Consider the following 23641-nt stretch of genomic DNA (forward strand, 5'->3'; position numbering starts at 1 on the left):
TGTCATTTTCAACCAGAACAACTCTACCTTTAAGTTTCCTTTAAAATCATAACCTTAAATACAAAAAAGTCATTACAACCACCTTTACACTCCGCTCTTGCAAAGCGTAAATTTTCTTTAATCGGCTTTTCTGAACCTTCACAACCACCTGACATCTTCTTGGGGACGAATCCCCTATCTTGGATTGCGTGTTAGCGAACAACTTCTCGCCAACACTCTGAAACCAAACTTAGGACGGAGGTCTTCATGAAATCAGATAAGCAATTCTCGAATCAGGGCAATGGTAATGCGCTTGGTCAAGCTCGCTCAGAATCTCAGGAACAGATGAGCACGCCAGACTACCTATTCAACAGCCTAAGCGAACAAAACTTTACTGCTGATTCGGTTGCTCAAATTATGGATAACTTACCTCCTGGCCAGATTGTGCGCTACTTTGCACAGAATGGCTTGGATGCTCTTTTCCCTCAGCCGGACAACGAAACGGAGGACAACTACGGGCAGGATGCAACTTCACTTGAACTAGATACAGCGTTTGATGCAACCATCGATGCTGGAATGGAAAGTGACCTTTACTCCATTGAGCTAGAAGAAGGCGTTAATTATTCTTTCAGTTTGACGAGTGATGAACTTTCTTCACCTTATCTAGTACTTCGCGATAGCAACGGCGAACGCATTGCTAGTGAACTTCAAGAAGGCGATGAAACAAGCGCAACCCTCACCTTTACTGCACCACAATCCGGTGTTTTCTACCTAGACCTGTCAGACACTGAAGATCAAGCTTCTGGCACTTACAGCATTAACGTAACGACAGTAGAAGAGTCTACTGAAGACGGTTCTGATGCAGAAGCTAGCGACGGCTCTGAAACAGAAGACGGCTCTGATGTAGAAGCTGGTGATAGCACAGATCCTGTAGCAGAAGAAGATTCTGAATCTGAAGAAGATGACTCTACAAATCAGCAAGATGGCTCTGATGTAATTGCTGGTGAAGATGCAACTTCTGAAGAAGGCAACACTGAAACAGAAGAAAGCGCTCCTGTAACAGAGGAAGATGCTGAGCCGGTAGAAGATGACTCAACTAACCAACAGGATGGTTCTGATGTGATCTCTGGTGAAGATTCAACTTCTGAAGAAGATGCTGCCACAGAAGACGATACGGATGTTGCCGTAGATGAAGAAGCTGTGGACAGCTCTGAATCTGAAGAAGAGCCTGCAACGGACACTGAAGACGATTCAACTAACCAACAAGACGGTTCTGATGTAGTTGCTGAGGAAGGTTCTGAGGTATCTGAGGATGAGGCCGTAGCTGAAGAGGAAACAACGAACCAAGATGGTTCTGATGCTTTAACTGGTGAAGAAACGGCACCTGAAGACACAACTGAAGCGGAAGAAGGCACAGTTGCAGAAGAAAGTTCTGAAGACGACACTAGCAACCAAGACGGTTCCGACGTAGTTGCCGAGGAAGATTCTGAAGCATCTGAGGATGACGCGGCTGCAGAAGGCAGCTCTGATGCAGTTACTGAGGAAGAGACGGTCGTGGATGACTACGCGGCGGATACCACTACAGCGGGGGCCATCGCTGCAAATTCTGAAGTTGAAGGTAGCTTTGAGCAGGCCAACGACTCTGATTGGTTTGCAGTGGACTTCGAAGCGGGCACGGAATACACCATGACGCTATCTTCTGACAATGCACAAACGCCAGCAATGGTATTGCGTGATGCAGAAGGTCAAACGGTTGAAAATAACTTCAACATCACAGGTGACGACCTAACTCTTAGCTTTACCGCTGAGGAAGCAGGCTCTTACTTCCTAGACGTAAGCGATTTGTCTGGTGCCGTATCAGGTGATTACACGATCTCCGTTGCAAGCGATGCGCAAGACCTTGTTGAGCTACCAGAGCTGAATGAAGACGATATTTCAGCAGATGTTCTGACAACTAGCTTGTTAGATGTAAACGGTACAGTGGCAAGCTCGATCGACTTCGCGGGTGATGAAGATTGGTTCACTACTTCTCTTGAGGCGGGCACAACCTACAACTTCTCAATGGAAAGTGACTCCGAGACGGCACAACTTGCGGTGATGGATAGCAATGGGGAGCTGGCCTTTGGTCTTGCTGAAGGCGATGACGACATGTTGTCATTTACTGCAGAAGAGTCAGGCACTTACTTTATTGCGGCATCGGATGCCAACCCTGACGCTACGGGCGATTACCTAATCGGTGTTCAACAACAAACTACAGAAGATGTCATCGCTTAAAACCTTCTAGCAATGACTGACTTCATAAAGCCAACACCTCGGTGTTGGCTTTTTTGTACCATCCCGTTACGACCCCCTACTCCCTTTTATTTGACTGAAGTCATCAATCATGACCCACGCCTGTAACATTTGTATTGTTAACTTATGTAAAAATGTTAACTTATGTAAAAACACAAGTGGAGCCTCCCATGAAAAAGTCGAAGAACCTTGATGATTCAAAAGTTAGCCTTGGCCAACTACGCTCAACATTGAAAAGTAATTTGAGCACGCCGGATCTACTGAAGCAGATTGTTGCTGAAAACGATGTCTACAGCGATATGGACTTAGAAGCGATTTCAAGCCAGCCACCAGGCCAGCTGGTTAAGCATTTCGCTCAAAATGGCATCGATCGCTCTGTTTTGGAAAACGATGATGCAACAGAAGAAGAAACGAGCGATGCGGTAATGTTGGCGGTAAATACTTCGTTGGCGACTAGCCTTGCTGAAGGTTCTGAAGAGGACCAATACCAAGTCGAGCTGGTCGCAGGTCAAGAGTACTCTTTTTCGGTGACAAGCGAGACATTGCTATCTCCTTCGCTAACACTGCTTGATGCACAAGGGACTGCACTGACGGGTGATGTTCAAGAAGAAGGTGAAACGGAAGCAACTTTTACCTTTACCGCGACTGAGTCAGGTACTTTCTTCCTAACTTTATCGGAGCTGGACGCTGAAGCCATCGGTAGTTACAACATCAGTGTAACAGCTGAAGAAAGTGACCTAATCATTATCGAAGACGTCGCTGCAGACAGCTCTACCACCAGTGAAGTTGTTGTAGGCAGCACAGTCACTAGCGCCATCGAAGAAGCAGGTGACACAGACTGGTTTGCCGTTGATCTAGTAGCGGGCACTGCTTACGATATTGCACTCATGATTGAAGAGCCAGCGCTCGGCAACCTAACCCTTGTCTCTGAAGTGGACGGCGTAGTCACTGAACTAGCGAATGATGACGATCTGGATGGCAGCTTATCCTTTGAAGCTTTGACTGATGGCACTTACTACATCACCGCCTCAGCAACGGATGCTGAAGCAACCGGCAGTTACGCAATCACAGTCGGCGTTCAAGAGCAAATCATCGAAGACACCATCGCTTAAGTTCAACTCAATTTATTCCTTAACAAAGTCTGAGTTTGGCCAACACCTAGGTGTTGGCCTTTTTTATGCTCTCAAGAAATAAGCGGCTTCCCTATTATAGCTAGTGCCTATCTATGCACATTGCCTACACAATAGTTTGCTAAATCCTCACACCCTACTGACAGCATCTTTGATGTGCTTCTTCTATATTTAATAGCAAGATTAGCTGTTATCTAGTACCAAGAGAGCTCGTTGAAGAGCTTGTGAATACGCGGAGGCTTCCATGAAAGCTGCAAAACACCTAAATGATATGAACATTAGCTTGGGACAAGCTCGAGCTTTTCTTCAAAGCAACTTAAGCACACCAGACTTGTTAATGCAGATCTTAGAGCAGTACGAAGTCAGTAATGAAATGGTCGCGGAGATCATGGGCAGCTCTCGTGGTCATATCGTACGTTACTTTGCCCAGAACGGTATCGATAGTTCGGTACTGGACACATTTCACAGCGACGATGAAATCGAAGAGGACGAAGACGAAGATACTGGCTATGGCAGTGATGCGGTTGCGTTAGCCGTTAATTCGAATCTCGATGCCGAAATCGGTGAAGCAATGGAGTCGGACCTTTACCAAATCGAATTAATTTCAGGCTCAGAGTACACCTTTACCGTGACCAGCGATGAGCTAACCGCACCACGTCTAGTGTTACTGAATGACGAGGGTGAACGTCTTGGCAGCGATTACCAAACGCTTGAAGAAGATGAAGCATCTTTCACTTTCACTGCGAGCGAAAGCGGTACGTTTTACCTAGACCTTTCTGATCTAGTTGATGAAACCACTGGTGAATACAATATCAGTTTCACTGTCATGGATGACTTCGCCGCGGACCTAACTACCACAGGTATTGTTGTGGTGGATGATACAGCCAGCGGAATCCTTGAAGTGGGAGGCGATGAGGATTGGTTTGCAGTGGCGTTGGTCGCCGATCAAAGCTATGACATTGCAGTCGATAGTACGGATTTCTCTACAGCACACATCGCCATTTACGATACCACGGGCACATTTGTCACCGAGCTCGCCGCTGATGATGATGAGGACGGAGTGTTAGCGTTCACCGCTACTGCAAGCGAAACCTATTACGTCGCAGTGTCCGACACAGATCCAGAGGTAACAGGCAACTACCTAGTTGGTGTGCAATTGCAAGAAGAAGTAATCGTTTAACTCCCCTACGAGAACTTCCCTTCCTAGCCAACACCTCGGTGTTGGCTATTTTTTGCCTACTCATACTGAACATAAAAAATCCCTGCACTGGCAGGGATTTTTTATGGCAGGGTCCGGAGTAGCAAAGCGCTGTTTAAGCGCGCTTTGCTTGAGGCCAACTCAAGGCAATCGATGAGAAGGCCACCAAGGCAAGGATCCAGCTGTATTGAACGTGCGTAATCAACGCCAGCGGGGAAATACCGGCCAAGGAAGACGCCAGTAGAACTTGTGCTCCATAGGGGATCAGCCCTTGGATGACACAGGAGAAAATATCCAGCAGGCTGGCACTGCGACGTGGGTCCACATCGTAGCGTGTGGCGATGTCTTTCGCGACAGAACCATTAATCAAGATCGCTACGGTATTGTTGGCGGTACACAGGTTGGTTAATGCGACGGAGGCACTGATGCTCAGCTCTCCTGCTTTACGCGATCCTTGCTGCGCGCCCAAACGACGGCTAATGGATTCGATGGCTTGGACAATCCAGGCCAAACCGCCTTGAGTTTTCATCAAACTCCCCAAGCCACCGATCAACAACGATAAGATCATGATTTCTTGCATACCTGTGTAGCCAGCGTAGATGTCTTGCGACAAGCTTGCGACGCTGTAATCGGTCATATTGACGAGGCCCAGCCCGCCCGCAAAGACGATGCCGGAGAACAACACCAGCAGGACGTTCACCCCTAGAATAGCCAACACAAGGACCGCCACATAAGGCAATACTAACCAAATGTTGTAGTCTTTCAGGTCACCCACTTGTGCTTGCGAACCTTGAAAAAACAACCACACTAAGACCAGCAAGGCAGCCGGTAGAGCAATCTTAAAGTTCATGCGAAATTTATCACGCATCGCACAACCTTGAGTACGGGTCGCGGCAATGGTGGTATCCGAAATGATCGACAAGTTATCACCAAACATGGCACCGCCGACGACGGCTCCAACGGTGGTAAGCAGCGGCAAGTCCGTGGCGTCTGCCACGCCAATGGCAATCGGAGCAATGGCGGCAATCGTGCCCATGGACGTCCCCATCGAAGTCGCCACAAACGCGGTGATAATAAAAATCCCCGGTAAGATAAAGCTTGCAGGGATGATGCTTAAACCAAAGTTCACCGTAGCATCGACACCGCCGATGGCTTTGGCCACACTGGCAAAGGCCCCCGCCAGAAGATAAATCAACACCATGGTAATAATGGTGTGGTCGCCCACGCCCTTGATAAAGGTCTCGATACGTTCATTTAACGAGCCTCGAGCCAGTACAATGGCCAAGACTAACGCTGGCAAGATCGCCACAGGGGCTTGAATTTGATAAAAGGCAAAGTCAACATCTTGGCTTTGATACCAAAGACCACTGCCGACAAAAAGCGTTAAAAACAGGACAAGTGGCAACAAAGCCACTGCAGTTGGTTTATTCATGATAACTGTTGTTTCCAGTATAAATTGGTCAATTTCGTAGCTTTTGGCCACTGTTCGCGCCCATCATAGAGAAAGATAACCGCCTTATCCAATATCAAAACGTGCTTTTTGAAAGCCGTTTCGTTATAACTTAAAAAACGCAATCCTAGAGCTTTTTACATAAAAAGAAATAAAAGACAAGATCTTGCCTAAGCTAGGCAATTTAATTGACTCTCCTGTAAGATTTTTTACGCGCAATCGTCTAAACCAACAAGAACACTCTTGTCTTATTAAACAACCACTTAAGAGACGTATAGATGAAAAAGATCAGTTTGGCGCTGGTGCTGCTTGCAATCGCTAGCCTCGTATTTTGGCAATTCCATGATTTCCTCACGCTAGACGCCATGCAACAAAATCTAGGCCAGTTTCAACAATGGCGCGACCAGCAGCCGCTGCTGATCACCTTGGCTTTTTTTGTGCTGTATGTACTGGTCACGGCCTTATCCATCCCCGGCGCCACACTTATGACTCTTGCCGGTGGTGCTTTGTTTGGCCTAGGCTGGGGCTTGGCCATCATTTCCTTTGCCAGTACCTTAGGGGCGACCCTCGCCTTCATTGGTGCACGCTATTTCTTGCGGGATTGGGTGCAAGGCCGCTTCCAGCAACGTCTTAAAGCTATCAACCAAGGCGTTGAGCAAGACGGTGCCTTTTATTTATTCACTCTACGTCTTGTGCCCGTCTTTCCCTTTTTTCTGATTAACTTATTAATGGGGTTAACACCGCTTAAAACTTGGACCTTTTACTGGGTGTCACAAGTGGGCATGCTGGCAGGCACTGCGGTGTATGTGAATGCAGGTACTCAGCTGGCTCAGATTGATGGCTTAGGCGCGATTGTTTCCCCGAGCTTATTGTTCTCTTTTGCCCTGCTAGGGTTCTTTCCTTGGCTTGCTAAGCTATTGCTTTCATTAATAAAAAAGCGTCGTGTTTACCAAAAGTTCAGCCCACCTAAGAACTTTGATCGTAATCTAATCGTGATTGGTGCTGGTGCAGCAGGGTTGGTAAGCGCTTACATTGGTGCCACCGTCAAAGCCAAAGTCACCCTTATAGAACAAGCCCATATGGGCGGCGATTGCCTCAACTTTGGTTGTGTACCGAGTAAAGCCTTGATCAAAAGTGCCAAAGTGGCCGCGCAAATGCGCCATGCTGAGCGCTATGGCTTAACCAGCGCCACTCCTCAGTTCTCCTTTAAACAAGTGATGGCACGGGTGCAGCAGGTGATTGCCCAGATCGAGCCCCATGACAGTATCGAGCGCTACACGCAACTCGGCGTCGAGGTCCGACAAGGCCATGCTAAACTGCTCGATCCATGGCGCGTAGAGCTGACGGACACTAATGGAAGTAAGCACACACTCACTAGTAGAAGCATTATTATAGCCACGGGTGCGCGGCCTTTTATTCCAGAAATCAAAGGCTTAAAGCAAGTCCCCTTTGTCACCAGTGATACCCTCTGGAAAACCTTTAATAGGCTGGATACGCCACCAAAGCGTTTCTTGGTATTAGGTGGCGGACCAATTGGCTGTGAGTTGTCACAAGCGATGCAGCGGCTGGGTAGCCAAGTCACCCTGATTGAGAAAAGTGAGTATTTACTCTCGAAAGAAGATAAGGATATCAGTACTTTAGTACGTGAGACGCTCGAAGCCGAAGGCATTCAGGTGTTTACTAATACTGCGGTAGAATACTTTGAGAGCGCTGCTGGAGTTTCAAAAGCCTACTTAAAACAACAAGATAACCATACAAGCACCCTTGAGTTTGATGTTGTGCTAGTGGCCCTTGGACGCCAAGCTCGCTTAGAAGGGTTTGGCCTTGAGGCGTTAGGCATCCAGACACAGCGCACCATTGAGACCAATGAGTACTTGGAAACCCTCTACCCTAATATTCTTGCGGCCGGTGATGTGGCTGGCCCTTACCAGCTAACACACGTGGCGGCGCACCAAGCTTGGTACGCCAGTGTGAATGCCCTATTCGGCCAGTTTAAGCGCTTTAAAGCAGACTATCGGGTGATTCCAGCGGTGACCTTTGTCGATCCGCAGGTCGCTCGTGTGGGCTTAAATGAAACAGAGGCAACCGCTAAAGGCATTGCTTATGAAGTGACCCAATACGATGTCTCCGATCTCGATCGTGCCATCACGGAGAGCAGCGCCAAAGGCCTCATCAAGGTGCTGACCGAGCCCAATAAGGACCGTATCTTAGGAGTGACCATCGTCGCCGAAAACGCGGGAGAAATGCTGCCGGAATTTGTCTTAGCCATGAAGCATGGGCTTGGCTTAAATAAGATTCTCGGCACCATTCACGCCTACCCTACTTGGGCAGAAGCCAATAAATACGCCGCTGGCGAATGGAAAAAAGCCCATGCTCCCGCACGGCTGATGCCATGGCTTGCGCGCTACCATGCCTGGCGCCGAAAAGGCTAGCAGGCTTACGCCTGCAAGCTCCAGCTGAGGAGCCACATGCCCAGCGCCACGCATAGCGACATGATAGCGCCATACAACAAGTTAGCTTTGGCCAGCTTAAAGTTATCAACCGTGTATTTACCCGCGACCGATAGATTAATACCGGACAGCGGACTGATCGTTGTGCCCACCGCCCAAGCGCACAGGGCCACAAACGCCAACAGAGTATTATTCGCGTCGTCAAAAGGCACCATGGAACTCATTAACGAGATCCCTACTATGGGGTGTAAGCCCAGCAGCGCAATGCCACAAATAGCAAGGAAGCAAAGATAGGCTTCTAGAAAACCGAAGTGCGCAAATAAAGACCAGCCCTCTCCTAGCACACCTTTTAAGGCGAGGCTGACGGTGGTGCTTAAAAAGCCGGCCGCTAAGAACAATGACAGCTCATTGCCCATATTTGCCAAGCGGATATGGGCATGCTCCGATAGGCGCTGTTTCGTATGCCGTGGCCCATAGCGCAATAGCAGCAAGACTACTACTGATAGCGGACTGAGTAATGTGACCACCGCCAAAATCGCCATACTGGGGAAGATAAAGTAATGCACCACAAGCACTAATAAGGCTAAGGTCGCAGGAAAGATGAGTGCGTTAAGCGCTAACGGGAAGCCGACAAACTGAATCATCGAACCGTTACGTTTGAATTCCCAAACAGACACCAAACACGCCAGCAAGGCAATCGGCACACCAATCATCGCCAAGTGGTGAAACTCCGCCTGTGGCGCGATCGACAACGCCACCGCCATGGAGCCAAAAAATGGTGACCACCAAGCTGCACTCGTTAACGCTCGAATTAATACTGAGAACTGCGCTGTGGACAGTTCTTTGGATAAGCGCTGTAACTTATCCCCAACCACAAATACTGCAGACATATTGATGACCGAGCCGAGCAGGTGCACACTGGCCCAGGTGCTCAATACCCCTTTGCCACCTTGGATGGCACGACTCTGTTTCACGGTGTCTGGCAACAGCCCCAAGAAAGACACCGCCGAGAGCATGGCTACGATTGCCAAGTTGCCTTCCAATAGATGTAAATAAGGAATCTCTACATTGGTCTTAAGCGCTACGGCTAACGCGACCAAGCCGCCCCCGATCAAGAACGCGATTTGACGTTTATTGCGGCCATTAATACGTGGCCAAGAGCCGATACAGACCAACCAATAGGCCCATGCGGAAAGCACCGTTAAGCTGTTGAAACCTGGTAGTAATGCCAATAAAAACAGGCCACACCCAAGGGCTACTCCATAACCGCCGAGCGTTTTTATATTGAGCGAAGCTTTAGCAAACCCCATAGAACAGTGATCGTCTCCTGAATAAATGGCTAGCCATAACGTCCTTCTGCCTTATTAAAGCAAGAGATCGCCATGGTATGCATGACGCACAATACGGTAGTCGTTTTTGCCGGACTCTTTAGCATCGTACAAGGCATGATCCACGTGATGCAGGGAAGCTTTATGGAATTGCTTATAGTAGGTGCTACCACCGACACTGATGGTGACCGATGGACCATACTGGTTTGAACGCTGGCGCACTTGCTGCACCAGTGCTTCCAGCAAGTTTACGAACACTGACGGCTGATCCGCATAATGCACAATGATAAATTCTTCACCGCCCCAGCGACCAACAATGCCCTCTTCTGCCACCACATCCTGCAGGATATGAGCCGTCTGTTTTAAGACCTCATCTCCAACAGGGTGGCCATAGCGATCGTTGATAGATTTGAAATCATCAATATCAACCATGGCGACAAAGATCGACTCTTGTTCTGAGTTGAGCAACAGATCTTCAATATAACGACGGTTATAAAGCCCTGTCAGATCGTCTTGGATCGCTAACAAAGCAAGCTTTGCATTCGCCTCACGCAGATGTTCATGGGAGCTTCTACGACTGGCTTCGTAGTGGCAAGCAAAGGCGAATAAACCTAGGTAAATCATGATGATATTTGCCAGCGCACCGCCATGCCATTGCGTCGCTTGCCAGCTATCGCCTTGGGCCACCATTAAACCCACCACCATAGCGAGATAGAGGCCACTGATGACAGCGCCACGTCGATAGCCAAGCAAGAAAATGCTTAACGGCGGGCAGATAAAAGCCCAAGCAAGGTTGTACCCCTGATTGCCCTTAATCAACATAGCTGAAAAGCACACTAACACCACCAGCATGAGCAAAATGTAACGGGATAACTGAGGGCGCTTGAGACCCAGCAAGGCAAATACTGAACTCAGACCTAACACGACAGCCATCGCATCAACGATCAGAAGCGGCGGAAAAAAGCGTAACACAGAGTTGTAATAACAATAAAATGCCGCAATCAGGGTACAAACGCAGGCACAGCTAAACGTTAAGCTCAGCTGACGATAGTCACTGTGGGCAGGCGTTACATCAAGGTAACGCTTTAATACATGACGAATCAGAGCCTAGCCCTCTTCATGCTGACGCCATTGCGATCTTGTAACCATTTTTCCCCTTCTGTTTCACTTCATAAAGTGCCTCATCCGCGGCACGTAAGGTCAATTTATGATCGGCGCCCGTGTGTCGACTGCCGCCAACACTGATCGTAACTGAGCGCGAAACGCCAAACCCAGTGGCCGCCACACCTTGCACCAGTTGGATCAATAACGCCTCAAAGGCTTCGACATTGCTGTCATCAAATACAATGACAAACTCTTCTCCGCCCCAGCGCCCCACGACACCATGATCGCCAACCAGCTGTTGCATCAACTGGGCCAGCGCCACCAAGACCTCATCACCGGTATTGTGACCAAAGTCGTCATTAATGTGCTTAAAGTCGTCCACATCGATCATCGCCAGAAACAGCGGCTGGCGGTCATGAGCCAATAAGTAGTCTTCAATCGAGCGACGATTTTTGAGCCCTGTCAGCACATCAGTAGACGCCAAATGGGCCAGTTTTTGATTGGAGGCCTGCAATAACTTATGGGCGGATCGTCGACTGGCTTCAAAGTAACAAGAGAGCATAAATAGCAGTAGGTAAATCGCGACCACATTGACGGCCGAGCCAACATCCCATGGCGCCGCCTGCCATGTTTCAAGACCTTGCCGCGCAATCCAGACAACGAGGGCTAGGTAGCCCAAACTGAACACCGTGCCCCAAAGATAGCCCAGCAAGAAGACACTCATCAGCGGAATGATCATGGCCCAAGCCATGCTGTAGTTAGCATTGACCCTAGACAAAATGACCGCTAACACGACTCCGGCGGCCATCAACAAAAGGATCCACGAGGCCAATCGAATACGCTTGAGCCCTAACAATACATACAATGCCAACAGGCCAACAATGGTCCCTGCCAAATCGATCAGGAACATTTTTGGGTAATCAAAGATTAGGGTGTTATAGAAGCAGTAGAAGGTGGTAACGCAGACACAAGAAATCGCATAAATCAAAACCAGACTGACATGTCGATAATGCTCATCTTGCTTGTTGATACCTAAGTAGCTAGACATTAAATACTGAATCATAAGGCGTACTCCATGTAATGCCTAACAGCGTTTAGACTACTGCCATTCCATGACCACAAAATGGCAACTATCAAGAGTCCTGCAACCCGACACAGTCGCGGTTGCAGGGGATGATTAGCTCTTCTGCTGCCGTGCATGATACACCGCAAAGCCACTGCCTTTAAGCAAAGTTTGGTGTTTGCCCAAGGCGGCATCCATCAGCGGTGGGTAGCGTAGGAAATCGTTCGCCACAACAAACAACTCACCGTTGAGCGTTAGGTGCTTTTTCACATCAATAAAGAAGCGCTCCGCGATGGAGTAATCCGTGCTAATACCAGTATGGAACGGCGGGTTGGTGATCACGTAGTTATAACGGCCTTTGGCATTGGTCAGGCCATTGGATGCAATGGCAGTTAATGCTTCACTGGCTTGGTTGGCCGCAAAGGTCAATTCGGTGGCCTTCAGCGCCAACGCCGAATCGTCCAAGGCACTGATGCTGGCTCCTGTTTTCTTATGCAGCCAAATACTGATGATGCCATCACCACAACCAAAATCGAGCAAGCGCGCGTTTTCTACGCCGCTCATAAAACGATGCTTTGCTAGTTGTTCCAGCAGTAGTGCGGTGCCCTTATCAAGCTTGCCGTGGCCAAATACGCCCGGAATACTGCATAGAGTGACCGTCTGCCCCGCTACCTCTTGTTGCCATGAAGTAATCCAGTCTTCGAAAACAAATGGCTTTGCTTCGCCTAGCTTACGGCCACAAAACAACAAACAGTGCTTAGCGCTGTCAACTTTGCCGACTTCTTCTAACGGTGTAACAAGGCGCTTCATAGCGGATTTGACGCCGCTTTTGTTGTCACCCACTAACCAAACAGAGCCGCCTTGTTTTAGCAGCGGTAAGGTCACGGCGAGTAAATAATCCAACAGTTCTTTGGCTTTTGGCTGATAAATAATCACATGATCAAAATCTGACGCCTTAGAGGCATCCCATTGTGCGCCAAAATGCAGAGCGTCTTCACTCATACCGACCCGACCAAGTTGTTCATAGCTGGCGTACGACTGACACCAAGCAAAGACCTCGGCTGCGCGACTCAGCACGCGAGGATAAGTGTCTTCAGGGTTGGCAAACAGCACCTTGCCGGAGAATTGTGTTTCGTTACGCTCTAGCAACAAGCTAGGAGGATTAAGAGTCATAAGAAAGAGTTAGCTCATGTAAAGTCAAAGTCGAGACTGGCGCCAACCAAGGGTTGAGCTGCTCAGTCGATAATTCGGTTTGCGCTCTTGGATACACAGGGGCAGGGCGATCGTTCACTAAAGGCGACTGCCAGCCGAGTGTGAGTTCAACAAAATCGCGAGCAAAGTGGTCACCATGCTCCAAGCACCCAGACAAGATCACATCCACGTAGCTCAGGACGATCGGGTACACCTGACAAGGCGCCACCACCTGTTCCGCGTGGTAGACCCAGTAGGTACCTTGTGGCAAGGGTTCATCGAGGTAAGGCTGTAGCTGATGTGAGGCAATTTGAGAGCGTTGGTAGCCCTGTTCACGCTCATCGAAAAGAGGGAACTGGTCTTCGGCCACTTCAATCAGTACCCCATTACACGCTTTGTCTTCGGCTTTCATCACCGCCACAGAGCTCATGCCGAGGGCTTTCGACATCACCGCCCAAGAACGTTCATAGCCATGCAGTTTCACGGGCCAGACGCGGCCTGTTTCACCCGTTTTTGCACGACTTTCTGAGCTGATTAGGCTGCCATAGCCAAGGATGTAATGGCGACTCATGAACCCTCCTGTAGACGGGATAAGCAAGAATGATTTTCAAGTCGCCATAATAACGTGCCGCAAGGGCGGAGGCTAGATTATTAGCGTAACCTAGCCTTGCAGTCGCTTAATGGTGAGCGTGATGTTCGCCCTTCTCCATTTTTTCTTGTGCATGCCCGTGGGCTTTCTTGCCGTGCGCCATATTAGAGTGATCCATCTCACCGTGGTGCATATTTGAGTGGTCCATTGCCTTCATTGGCGTGTATTTAGCCATCTCTTCTGGGGATAGCACTGGCGCTTGCATTGGAATGCGCTCACCGTTTTTCATCACCAAGGTGAAATCCACTTGATCACCCGCCTGTAGCGGTTTCGATAAGCCAATCAACATAATATGGTAGCCACCCGGCTTCAACATCGCCTGACCATGTGCCGGAACAACGATTTGCGCCACACGATTCATGACCATGGTTTCACCCTGCATTTTACTCACGTGGACTTCCACGGTATCTGCCGCCGCGCTCTCAACATCGACCAAGAAACGCTCTTGATCAGAATGGTTGACTAGGGTGACATAAGCACCGCTTGCAGGGGCACCCGGAGGCATAGCACGCACAGCAGGGTCAACGACTTCAAGAGAGGCAGCCAGCGCTAGAGTGGATGTTGCGGCGGCCAGCGTAAGCGCCAGTTTGGAAAACATACGAATAGACATAAAAACACCTTACTAACAAAAAGATCATCAAAAACTTCAATTATATCGTCGAGTTAGGCCAAGGTGAGTGGCGGTGCACGGGGGGAATAATGAGCAGCGAAAGTCGCCATAACGTGCCCATTAACAGGGATTGCCCAGCGCACTGGCGCAAAATTCGTCATCGACAGCGCAAAGTCTGTCGCAATAATAGAAAGGTGATCAACATTCAAACCACATTTGCAGCTCGCATGCAGCTGACCAATATGATCCTTAACGTTGCTATCGGAGAATTCGGAGAGTGGTACTGTGACGAACTGGACGCCGTTCATCAAACTGCACACGCGCAAGACCACGTAATCATCTTGCAGCACGGGTTGCGTCGGCACCACCAGAGGGCCAAGCAAGGACAGCATCCAGGCGAATAATACCCAGCGTCCTGATTTACGCAAACGAGCAGCTAATGTTGTCGACATGATCTTACCGCTGAAAAGAGTGGCCTTATTGTAGAGAAAGTGACCACAAAAGCATAGAACGAGGACAACGAAGCGCCATCTTGGCACGCCCCTGTGTGCTTAGGTGCTCGGCCAGAGTTACTCGTCCAGCAGCTTACCCATGCTGATGCGCTCTTCTACTTGAAACCCTAGTGACTCATAAAAGGCCACCAATTCGGGGTTATTGACTTCTCGGACTTGTAGATTGACCTTAATACAGCCGAGCGACTTCAGCGTTTCAAATGCGCTCTGAATCAGATCCGCGCCAATGTGTTTACGGCGATGGTCTGGATGCACCGCCACCGCATACAACCAGCCGCGATGGCCGTCGTAACCTAGCATGCAGGCTCCGACTAATTGCCCCTCGTCCCAAGCGACCAAAATTAAGTCGTCCACATCAAGCTTGGTTGGCAGCATCGATCTGGGAGCATTGTGCGAAGGATCGTCTGGGAACACCATTTCCCAAAGCTCAACAAGCGGTTCCAAATCAATTGGTTGTACCCTTCTTATTGTCATAACATCTTCTCCTATGAGTACACCTGGTTCTCTTCAATATATACAAAAGCAACCCATATGCCCATCATGACGGGCAAAATGCGCTTCTCTATGCGACTAAAATCTAGATTGCTCCGAACTCTTCCCTGCCCTCGTGGTCTGTAACAGGGTAAAATACGTACAAGCTAAAAAAACCGATCAAAAGAACCGCAACCTATGAAAGCTTTCAGCAAATTTGAGCTGCTATTTTACGCTGGTGCATTTGTCTCAGTGTTTGGTGTGGCAGCCATTGTCAAAATGATCCACTCAGAAGATCCACTGCCAGAGGCACTCGGTCCATGCAGCCTCGACACCGGCTTGTGCACCTTACAAGAAACCCCAGAGCGGTTTAACGGCGCCACCGTCCAATTTGAGGATGGCATTCGTCTTAATCGCCGCATCAGCACCACGTTGGAGCTTCCCAAAGCGGTTCAGAATGCGCAAGAGGTGACACTCGTCTTGGAAGGCCGCGATATGTACCTTGGTGTGTATGAATACCCTCTGAGTAAACGCCCAGACAATACTTGGCACAGCCAAGTCGTGGTACCACTGTGTACAGACGATCGCATGCAATGGGTGCTCAAAGTGAAGATGAAGGACGCGATGGGGCGTGCTAAAGAATGGGGCTATCTGTTCGACATCGACAACCCCAATGAGGCTCTTTAAGAGACATTAAAAAAGCTAGCTCACTCGGGCTAGCTTTTTTAATGGTGACCTGTAATTTACATAGGGAACTTCAGGCCAAAGCTGGCCACGCCAAAGTTACTGAAGCGTTCATAGGAAAGCTCTGCAGCCACCCCCGGATAGAACTCAAACCCAGCGCCCGCACCAATACCAAAGTCCGAATCAGAGCCAATGTCGATCCCGGATGAGGCTTCAAGGCTGCGATAGGCGTAAGAAGGGCTAGCATAGACATAGAAGGAATCGGTCACGTCCAGCTGCGCCTTGACGGATATCGCCGCAAAGTACTCAAGCTTAACTTCGCCCAGCACAACTTTATCGTCTTTCACCCCAGCCCCTAAGCGCAATTCAGGTACCAACGAGAATTGGTCCGTGACATTGTGCTGAGACGCAATCGAGCCGACCAGCGCCCCCACGGTCACATCGACATCATCCTCCGACAGACTAACATAGCTTAAGCCACCGATCAGGTTATCGGATGGCGCGTAATAGTTTGCGGCTGAAACACTGGCAGCCGTCATAGTCAAAATAACACCAGCAAGCACTTTCTTCATATCGATTCCCTTTATCAAGTCTTCAATTAGATTCCGCCTGGAAGCAACCAGTTACCTTTTATTTAAGATAGTAGAAACTCTCAATAAAACGAGTTCTTAAAAGAAATAGCTCTGGGATAAATGACTTAGCGGGCACAACAGATACCCTACATGGGCTTACAATACAGCACCAATAAACTGCTTTAGCTCTTCCGTCTGCGGCTCAGACAGCAGCTTTTTCGAGTTGCCTTCTTCCCAGACCTTGCCTTGATGCATAAACACAACACGGTCCCCCACATCACGTGCAAAGTTCATTTCATGGGTGACGAGGATTAATGTCATGCCCTCGGCCGCCAATTGCTCCAGCACTTTTAACACATCACCAACCAGTTCTGGATCGAGTGCGGAAGTGATTTCATCACACAACAAGACTTTCGGGTTCATCGCTAATGCCCGCGCAATCGCAACCCGCTGTTGTTGTCCACCGGACAGTTTTTCTGGGTAACGATCAAACTTATCCCCAAGGCCGACTTTTTCCAGCATAGCACGGGCGGTTTTCTCCGCCTCTTGCTTGGATTTTTTCAACACGATGGTCGGTGCCAGCATGATGTTCTCCCCTACCGTAAGGTGTGGAAAGAGATTAAAACTTTGGAAAATCATGCCGACGCTCAAAGCCAAACGACGAACTTGGATGTCTTCAGAAGTCACTTCTTTATCATCGACGGCAATTCCCCCTTGTTGATAGGCTTCTAAGCCATTGATACAGCGCAGCAAGGTACTTTTTCCCGAACCACTCTTACCAATGATCGACACCACTTCCCCTACTTTAATATTAAGATCAATGCCTTTGAGCACATGGAAGTCGCCATAATATTTATGGACTTGATCAAGCTTAACGAGCGACATGATATTTCTTCTCCAAATACTTACTGCACAAAGACAGTGGGTAACACAACGCAAAGTAAATGAGTGCCACAAAGGCAAACACTTTAAATGGCTCAAAGGTGGCATTGTTGAGCATGGTGCCGGCTTTAGTCAGTTCGACAAAGCCAATCACTGATGCTAAGGCCGTGCCTTTCACGACTTGCACCGAAAAGCCCACGGTCGGCGCAAACGCGACTTTCGTCGCTTGTGGCAGGATCACATGACGTAATGTTTGTAGAAAATTCAGTCCGAGTACACGGCTCGCTTCCCACTGTCCCTTAGGCAGGGTATCAATACAACCACGCCAGATTTCCACCAGAAAGGCACTGGTAAACAGCGTTAAAGACAAAATCGCAGCGCCCCACGCAGAGATCTCATAGCCGATCATGGATAAACCAAAAAAGCAGAGAAACATCTGCATTAACAACGGCGTACCTTGAAACAGCTCCACATAAACCCTGACGATACGCATCACGACCACATTGCGCGTTAAACGCATCGCTGTCAGGGTCAGTGCTACCACGGTGCCGCCGATAAATGCAGCGATGGAAAGTAGCAGGGTCCATTGGGCCGCAAGCAACAGGTTGCGCAAGATATCCCAGTTAGAAAATTCAATCATGATGCCTCCCGGAAGGCGAACAGTCGCTTGCCAATAAGAACAAAGACATATCGCATCAACATGGCCAAGCCTAAGTACATCAAGGCTGTCACGACATAGCTTTCAAAAGCGCGAAAGTTACGCGATTGCACCAAGTTTGCGGCGTAGGTGAGATCCTGCACTGAGATCTGAGATAAGACCGCCGACCCCAGCATGACAATGATGCATTGGCTGGTCAGTGCCGGATAGATTTTTTCAAAGGCAGGGGTAAACACCACACGTAATAAGGTTTGACGGAAGTTTAAGCCTAATACCTTCGCGGCTTCCCATTGGCCCTTGGAGATATTGCTCAGGCCAGCACGGATAATCTCGGTGCTGTAGGCCCCAAGGTTAATGGTTAGGGCGATGATGCTGGCTTGCCATGACGTCAGAATCAGCCCTACCGCCGGTAGGCCAAAAAAGATAAAGAATAACTGCACAATAAAGGGGGTATTACGGATCAGCTCCACATACGCCGCCACCGTTCGCTGGCTGGTGCCATTACCATATTGTCGGATGGCTGCGCAGGTGGTTCCAACTAAGACCCCCAAAGCAGTGGTCAGGACAGTTAGCTCCATGGTGGTCATTAGACCACTAAGAAACACGTCCGTATAAGGTAAAAGATCTGAGAAATTCAGCATGGCTTTACCCTACGCTCCGAAGCCTTGCGGCAGCGGCGCTTTCAACCATTTTAATGAGATCTCATTCAGCTTGCCTTCAGCTAAGGCCTTAGCGACGATGGCATTTACCTCAGCCTGAAGGGCCGCTTCGCCCTTCGCCATGCCGATGTAACAAGGCGAATCTTTGAGCATAAACTTCGCTTCTGGGGCACGCGCTGGGCGGCGCTTAGAGATTTCCGTTGCCACCAAATTACCCGTTGCAATCAGGTTCACTTGGCCAGAGAGGTAAGCGGTTAAGGTGGTGTTGTTGTCTTCAAAACGTTGAATGGTGACATCGCTCGGCGCGCTTTTCTCAAGCTCTAAATCTTCTACCGAGCCACGGGTCACCCCCACGGTCTGACCAGAGAGGTCTTGTAGTGCCCCTACCGCAATGCTTTGCTCACCAAACACTCCTAAGAAAAACGGCGCGTAAGACGTTGAAAAGTCGATGGCTTTTTCACGCTCTGGGTTTTTACCTAAACTTGAAATGACTAAATCCACTTTATTGGTCTGCAAATAAGGTATACGGTTGGCACTGGTGACAGGCACAATCGTCAGCTCCACGCCCATTTGCTCGGCAATATAATTGGCCATGTCGACATCAATGCCTTGTGGCTTCAGATCCGCCCCAACCGAACCAAACGGCGGGAAGTCTTGCGGGACCGCGATACGAATTTCATCGCGAGCCTTGATATCCGTTAATACGTCCGCCATGGCGGAGACCGCTGTTCCTAGGCAGGCCGTTGCCAGTAGTGTTTTTCCAAGCAGTTGCTTTAGTGCTTTCATAGTTTAGGTTGCCTCATGTGACTTTATGATAGTTGTGAAACACATATTGCAACCCTCATGCCAATATGAAACAAAAGTTTCTAAGCTAGCGAAAGCTGGTCGAAATGTTGCCAATCTCTCACTATGTATGCCGTACAACCCTCCTACGCGCTTACTGCGAACCAATCCAAACGCACCATATCAATGCTTTTCCCAAAGGCATCGCACCAAACTCAACCCAAACCTCAGGTCAGTAAACTGCCATAAACGACTGAAGTCACTTTTAGTCACGCGAACATTGTTTTTATTTCATTTTGAGTGCTAATCTTTCGAATTATTAATTAATTTTTCCGTATAGGTAACAATGTTCCATTGGGAAGGCATCGCCGAATTCGTCACCGTCGCCGATGAAGCCAGTTTTACTGGCGCGGCCAAAATCTTAGACATCTCCACTGCGCAAGTAAGCCGCAAGATCACAGCGCTCGAACAACGTCTCGGCACTAAACTGGTGTTGCGTACCACACGCCATGTGTCACTCACAGACGTGGGCGTGATTTATTATCAGCATTGCAAGCAACTGCTGGCAGGTCTTGAACAAGCCGATCAAGCGGTGATTGACATGTCAGGAGTCTTAACTGGGCACATCAAGGTCACCGCTGCCATTAACTATGGCGAAAAGAAGATCGCCCCCTTGGTGAACGACTTTATGCGTCAGCACGAACAACTCACTGTAGACTTAGTGCTCAGTAATGAACGTTTTGATTTGCTGCGCGATGGCTTTGACCTAGCCATTCGCCTCGGCAAATTAGAGGACTCTAGTATGGTTGCACGTAAACTCGATACGCGAGTACAGCATCTGTGTGCGTCACCGGACTATCTTGCCAAACATGGTACTCCCACCCAACTGGCGCAGCTGCAACATCACAACTGTTTACTGGGCAGCACCGACTACTGGCGCTTTTGTCATGACGGCAAACACCATAAGCTGCACCCCAAAGGCTCCATCTCTTGCAATAATGGCAATGCCCTGCTTGATGCAACCCTGAAAGGAATGGGGCTGGCTCAATTACCCGATTACTACGTTTTGCCCCACCTAGAGTCCGGTGAGTTGGTCACCGTATTAGATGACTACCGCGAGCCTGAAGATGGCATTTGGGCCGTCTATCCTCACAGCCAGTATCCTTCACCGAAGGTCACCAAGCTGGTCGAGTTTCTGCGCGAGGAAATCCCTAAAAGTCATTTAAAATAAGGACTCCCACTGCTCTACCTGCCCTGCTCAGCCAGCTTTGAAAGAGGTTGGCGTATTAGTATAAAAGGCTGCCTGATGCGCTAGGCAGCCTACCGAGACAGCAATTTTGCTTGAAACATCTGTTTCAGTTGGCACGGGCACTGCTTTCATTTACCGTATACCCATTAGATTTATTTGAAGGCTGTAAACACTGTGAAGCAGGATGTACTCTCTTTAATCGAGCAAAATTACCCAAGCTTGTCACCCTCCGCGCGGACCATTGCCAACTACTTGCAACAGCACCCTTTAGCAATCGTCAGTCAGACTTCGGCGGAAATTGCAGAACAGACACATACCTCAAAAGCGACCGTAAGCCGTTTCTTTCGCCAGCTAGGTTTTGAATCACAACAGGACGCGAAACAGGCGCAACTGCAACTGCGTCAAAGCGGGGTCCCTGTGCTAACTCAGGGCAACGAGATTGATCAGACTGAAGAAGAGCTCAGTAATTTGTCCCTGACCTTCGAGGGGCTGCGTACGGACGTGCTCGAAGAGGTCGGCACACAACTGGCACAAGCGTCGCGGGTAACCTTGATCGGTTTTCGCAACTCCTACCCTGTGGCCTTACACTTTCGTCAGCAATTACAGCAGATTCGCCCCTCAGTGCGCTTGCTGCCACAACCCGGACAAACCTTAGGTGAAGACCTTCATGATATTTTAGACGATGAGGTCATTGTGCTATTTGGCTTCCGTCGCCGTACCCGTATCTTCAAGAAGATTGTCGAGGCTCTCGAGGGCCGCAATACCATTTTGATTACCGACCCGACAGGGCAGGTATACAACCAACAAGTCAGCCAGGTGCTGGTTTGTCACTTGGGTAACAACAACCCCTTTTACAGTTATGCCGCCCCCATGAGTTTAGTCTCTATGCTGTGTAATCGAGTCTATGCCCAGATTGGCGAAAACGCCCAGCATCGTACACAGTCCATTTCCAAGCTGTACACTGACCTAGATGAGATGGAAGCTTAACTGACCTATCAGAACTCAAAAAAATGCCCAGTCGAATTCACTGGGCATTTTACGTTTCCGAGTTAAGACTGTAGCGCTTGCACGGTCGCTGCCACAATCTCATCACTGGATGGCACGCTCGCATCTGAGCGCATCACGATATAATGCGGTTCATACAATGGCGTATAGCGATAGGGAACGGTAAAGTAAAAAATACCGACTGTTGGCGTGTGGGTCGAAATCGCGATATTGCGGACACCGGTATCAGGTGCAACCAGCAAAGACGCTTGGGCCACTTTCAAAACCAATTCATCTAGCGGTAGGCAATCCTGAATCGCGAAGTTGCCTTGGCCGGTTAGATCTTGCAGAAACTCGCCTTTCTCAAAATCGTTTTTACCCTCTAGGTATATATGCTGATAATCCGGTAATGCCGCCATACTTTTTTCAACGACTTCACGCATCTGCTGCTTCGATAAAATCTTATCTTTCATCGAAGCACCGTTGAAGTAGAGAATAAACGGCTTTTCCTTTTCACACATATCACGCTGGTCTGGATAAGCAAAGTCCAAGCGCGTCGGAGGGGTATGACCAAGGATGCGCAACATATCCAGCATGACTTCTACTTCTGGCTGTAGATCAGAGCGGAATACAGCGACATCACACAGCAATTTGCGTAACAAACTGCCATAGGGAAAGCCGATCTTAAGCTTGGCTTTCCCTAACGTCATCATCCAATGTGATCGGTTAGTACTGGCCAGATCAAATATAATGTCCTGCTCACCTAACGCTTTGATACTGGCAATTTTATCTTTCGTGCCAGTTGTCTTGCGCATGTCTGAACCAGGCATGATGTTTACATGATCAACCAGATCAGTTGGCATGCCATATTGATAATTCGACACCGCTGCAAGGGTAATCTCGACATTTGGAAAGAACTTACGTGCTTCAACGAGAAACGGGCGTAAGATCACTTGATCGCCCAAAGCTGCGTGACGAATCACCGTGATTTTTTTCACGCTAGCTGGATCAAATTCATTTCTAAGATATTGGCGAGCTTTCTTGTTGGCGTACGCACCACGTTCGAACCATAGGTGCTTCAAACGATCTGATGGCAGTCGAGTCATTAGGACATTCCATTCACTTCTAAATAATCAAAGATTGTACTCGAGGTTCTTAGAAGATCACAAAAAAAACAGCCATCATTATTTAACTCGTCACAAATAATTAGGTGCTATCTTCCAGCACAGAAACAATCGCATCCTTAGCTGCTATCATCGCATCGTAAAAAGGGCCTATGGTCGGGTTAAAGACAACTAAGACAACGGCTGATATCGCAACCGTCACCAAAGCATATTCAATCGCGGTAACGCCTTTTTCGCACACGACAAAGCTTGTCAAAGCCATCGTTAGCTTTCTATATAATTCCCTTATCATAATACGATCACCGAGTTAAAGAATGTTCTTTAAACATAATCCAGTTTTGGCGATTTACCACTTATCAGACGATAATTATGGCAATGATATCTCTTCCCCTTGCTCAACGTAATGGTTATGCGCTCGTACGACCCGACTCCGTCCGGGGAGAAAAGGCTAGAGGTTTCAGGGGTCAGATCCCTCAACAGTATGCAGTGATTCATACCGTCCCAAGAAGTGTGTCCAGTAAAGGGCGTTGTATTAGGCGCCCCTCTCTCATTAAATGTTTTTGTTTCGACCAAAAAACAAACCATTTAACAAAAGAGAGACTATGGACACTTTAAAACT

The 23641-nt window shown here is 48.7% G+C and carries 23 protein-coding genes; 7 read left to right on the forward strand and 16 right to left on the reverse strand.

The genetic code is table 11. The features are described from left to right. Positions 1-246 precede the first annotated feature (246 nt). The 3 genes from MAQ5080_RS14845 to MAQ5080_RS14855 all read left to right on the forward strand — a co-directional run bounded on the left by MAQ5080_RS14845 (position 247) and on the right by MAQ5080_RS14855 (position 4581). Positions 247-2253: a pre-peptidase C-terminal domain-containing protein gene (locus MAQ5080_RS14845; RefSeq protein WP_067211489.1), complete on the forward strand. Its 2007-nt coding sequence runs from the start codon at positions 247-249 to the stop codon at positions 2251-2253. Between the two features lie 188 nt (positions 2254-2441). Next, on the forward strand, positions 2442-3383 hold the full coding sequence (locus tag MAQ5080_RS14850; protein ID WP_067211486.1) for a hypothetical protein: 942 nt from the start codon (positions 2442-2444) through the stop codon (positions 3381-3383). Between the two features lie 262 nt (positions 3384-3645). After that, positions 3646-4581 carry a hypothetical protein gene (locus MAQ5080_RS14855; RefSeq protein WP_067211483.1) on the forward strand — a complete coding sequence of 312 codons (936 nt, stop codon included), beginning with the start codon at positions 3646-3648 and terminating at the stop codon, positions 4579-4581. A gap of 133 nt (positions 4582-4714) precedes the next feature. Here the strand turns inward: MAQ5080_RS14855 and MAQ5080_RS14860 are convergent, their stop codons facing one another. Continuing rightward, a complete protein-coding gene (locus MAQ5080_RS14860) occupies positions 4715-6049 on the reverse strand; it encodes a Na+/H+ antiporter NhaC family protein (RefSeq protein WP_331709422.1) in 1335 nt (444 codons plus the stop codon). Between the two features lie 278 nt (positions 6050-6327). Here MAQ5080_RS14860 and MAQ5080_RS14865 point away from each other — a divergent pair, with 278 nt between their 5' ends. Beyond that, the gene (locus MAQ5080_RS14865) at positions 6328-8481 is read left to right on the forward strand and encodes a dihydrolipoyl dehydrogenase family protein (RefSeq protein ID WP_067211476.1); all 2154 of its coding nucleotides are present in this window, start codon (positions 6328-6330) and stop codon (positions 8479-8481) included. Between the two features lie 5 nt (positions 8482-8486). Here MAQ5080_RS14865 and MAQ5080_RS14870 read toward each other — a convergent pair whose 3' ends face one another. The 8 genes from MAQ5080_RS14870 to MAQ5080_RS14905 form a co-directional block, all read right to left on the reverse strand. Then, entirely contained in the window at positions 8487-9809 is a 1323-nt protein-coding gene (locus tag MAQ5080_RS14870; protein WP_067211473.1) for a hypothetical protein, read from the reverse strand. A 54-nt stretch (positions 9810-9863) separates the two neighbouring features. Then, a complete protein-coding gene (locus MAQ5080_RS14875) occupies positions 9864-10931 on the reverse strand; it encodes a GGDEF domain-containing protein (protein WP_368730404.1) in 1068 nt (355 codons plus the stop codon). 13 nt (positions 10932-10944) lie between these two features. Then, positions 10945-11994 (reverse strand): GGDEF domain-containing protein, encoded by a 1050-nt coding sequence (locus MAQ5080_RS14880; protein ID WP_067211466.1) that lies wholly within the window; start codon positions 11992-11994, stop codon positions 10945-10947. A gap of 114 nt (positions 11995-12108) precedes the next feature. Then, a complete protein-coding gene (locus tag MAQ5080_RS14885) occupies positions 12109-13167 on the reverse strand; it encodes a methyltransferase (RefSeq protein WP_067211464.1) in 1059 nt (352 codons plus the stop codon). Continuing rightward, positions 13157-13756 carry a gamma-glutamylcyclotransferase family protein gene (locus tag MAQ5080_RS14890; protein ID WP_067211459.1) on the reverse strand — a complete coding sequence of 200 codons (600 nt, stop codon included), beginning with the start codon at positions 13754-13756 and terminating at the stop codon, positions 13157-13159. Before MAQ5080_RS14890 ends, MAQ5080_RS14885 begins: the two co-directional genes overlap by 11 nt. Before the next feature lie 106 nt (positions 13757-13862). Then, positions 13863-14444: a copper chaperone PCu(A)C gene (locus MAQ5080_RS14895; RefSeq protein ID WP_067211456.1), complete on the reverse strand. Its 582-nt coding sequence runs from the start codon at positions 14442-14444 to the stop codon at positions 13863-13865. Positions 14445-14497: 53 nt separating this feature from the next. Next, positions 14498-14896, reverse strand: coding sequence for a hypothetical protein (locus tag MAQ5080_RS14900; RefSeq protein ID WP_067211452.1), 399 nt, complete (start codon positions 14894-14896; stop codon positions 14498-14500). A gap of 117 nt (positions 14897-15013) precedes the next feature. Beyond that, complete coding sequence (locus MAQ5080_RS14905; RefSeq protein WP_067211449.1) at positions 15014-15430, reverse strand: GNAT family acetyltransferase; 417 nt, start codon at positions 15428-15430, stop codon at positions 15014-15016. 195 nt (positions 15431-15625) lie between these two features. Here MAQ5080_RS14905 and MAQ5080_RS14910 point away from each other — a divergent pair, with 195 nt between their 5' ends. After that, positions 15626-16114 carry a hypothetical protein gene (locus MAQ5080_RS14910; protein WP_067211445.1) on the forward strand — a complete coding sequence of 163 codons (489 nt, stop codon included), beginning with the start codon at positions 15626-15628 and terminating at the stop codon, positions 16112-16114. Positions 16115-16170: 56 nt separating this feature from the next. Here the strand turns inward: MAQ5080_RS14910 and MAQ5080_RS14915 are convergent, their stop codons facing one another. The 5 genes from MAQ5080_RS14915 to MAQ5080_RS14935 form a co-directional block, all read right to left on the reverse strand. Next, entirely contained in the window at positions 16171-16683 is a 513-nt protein-coding gene (locus MAQ5080_RS14915; protein ID WP_067211442.1) for an outer membrane beta-barrel protein, read from the reverse strand. Positions 16684-16839: 156 nt separating this feature from the next. Continuing rightward, a complete protein-coding gene (locus MAQ5080_RS14920; RefSeq protein ID WP_067211439.1) occupies positions 16840-17568 on the reverse strand; it encodes an amino acid ABC transporter ATP-binding protein in 729 nt (242 codons plus the stop codon). Then, the gene (locus tag MAQ5080_RS14925; protein WP_067211435.1) at positions 17555-18205 is read right to left on the reverse strand and encodes an amino acid ABC transporter permease; all 651 of its coding nucleotides are present in this window, start codon (positions 18203-18205) and stop codon (positions 17555-17557) included. The genes MAQ5080_RS14920 and MAQ5080_RS14925 overlap by 14 nt, the downstream gene beginning before the upstream one ends. Then, positions 18202-18864, reverse strand: a complete 663-nt coding sequence (locus MAQ5080_RS14930) for an amino acid ABC transporter permease (RefSeq protein WP_067211432.1) — start codon at positions 18862-18864, stop codon at positions 18202-18204. The genes MAQ5080_RS14925 and MAQ5080_RS14930 overlap by 4 nt, the downstream gene beginning before the upstream one ends. 9 nt (positions 18865-18873) lie before the next feature. Then, positions 18874-19668, reverse strand: coding sequence for a transporter substrate-binding domain-containing protein (locus MAQ5080_RS14935; RefSeq protein WP_067211429.1), 795 nt, complete (start codon positions 19666-19668; stop codon positions 18874-18876). Between the two features lie 343 nt (positions 19669-20011). Here MAQ5080_RS14935 and MAQ5080_RS14940 point away from each other — a divergent pair, with 343 nt between their 5' ends. Together MAQ5080_RS14940 and MAQ5080_RS14945 are read left to right on the forward strand one after the other, a co-directional pair. Then, the gene (locus tag MAQ5080_RS14940; RefSeq protein WP_067211426.1) at positions 20012-20896 is read left to right on the forward strand and encodes a LysR family transcriptional regulator; all 885 of its coding nucleotides are present in this window, start codon (positions 20012-20014) and stop codon (positions 20894-20896) included. A gap of 192 nt (positions 20897-21088) precedes the next feature. Then, entirely contained in the window at positions 21089-21901 is an 813-nt protein-coding gene (locus tag MAQ5080_RS14945) for a MurR/RpiR family transcriptional regulator (protein WP_067211423.1), read from the forward strand. 62 nt (positions 21902-21963) lie between these two features. Here MAQ5080_RS14945 and MAQ5080_RS14950 read toward each other — a convergent pair whose 3' ends face one another. Next, positions 21964-23004, reverse strand: coding sequence for a glycosyltransferase family 9 protein (locus MAQ5080_RS14950; RefSeq protein ID WP_197464631.1), 1041 nt, complete (start codon positions 23002-23004; stop codon positions 21964-21966). A gap of 100 nt (positions 23005-23104) precedes the next feature. Continuing rightward, entirely contained in the window at positions 23105-23284 is a 180-nt protein-coding gene (locus MAQ5080_RS14955; protein ID WP_082861118.1) for a Flp family type IVb pilin, read from the reverse strand. Between the last annotated feature and the right edge of the window lie 357 nt (positions 23285-23641).

The sequence above is a fragment of the Marinomonas aquimarina genome, assembly GCF_900089755.1.
GTDB classification, from domain to species: domain Bacteria; phylum Pseudomonadota; class Gammaproteobacteria; order Pseudomonadales; family Marinomonadaceae; genus Marinomonas; species Marinomonas aquimarina.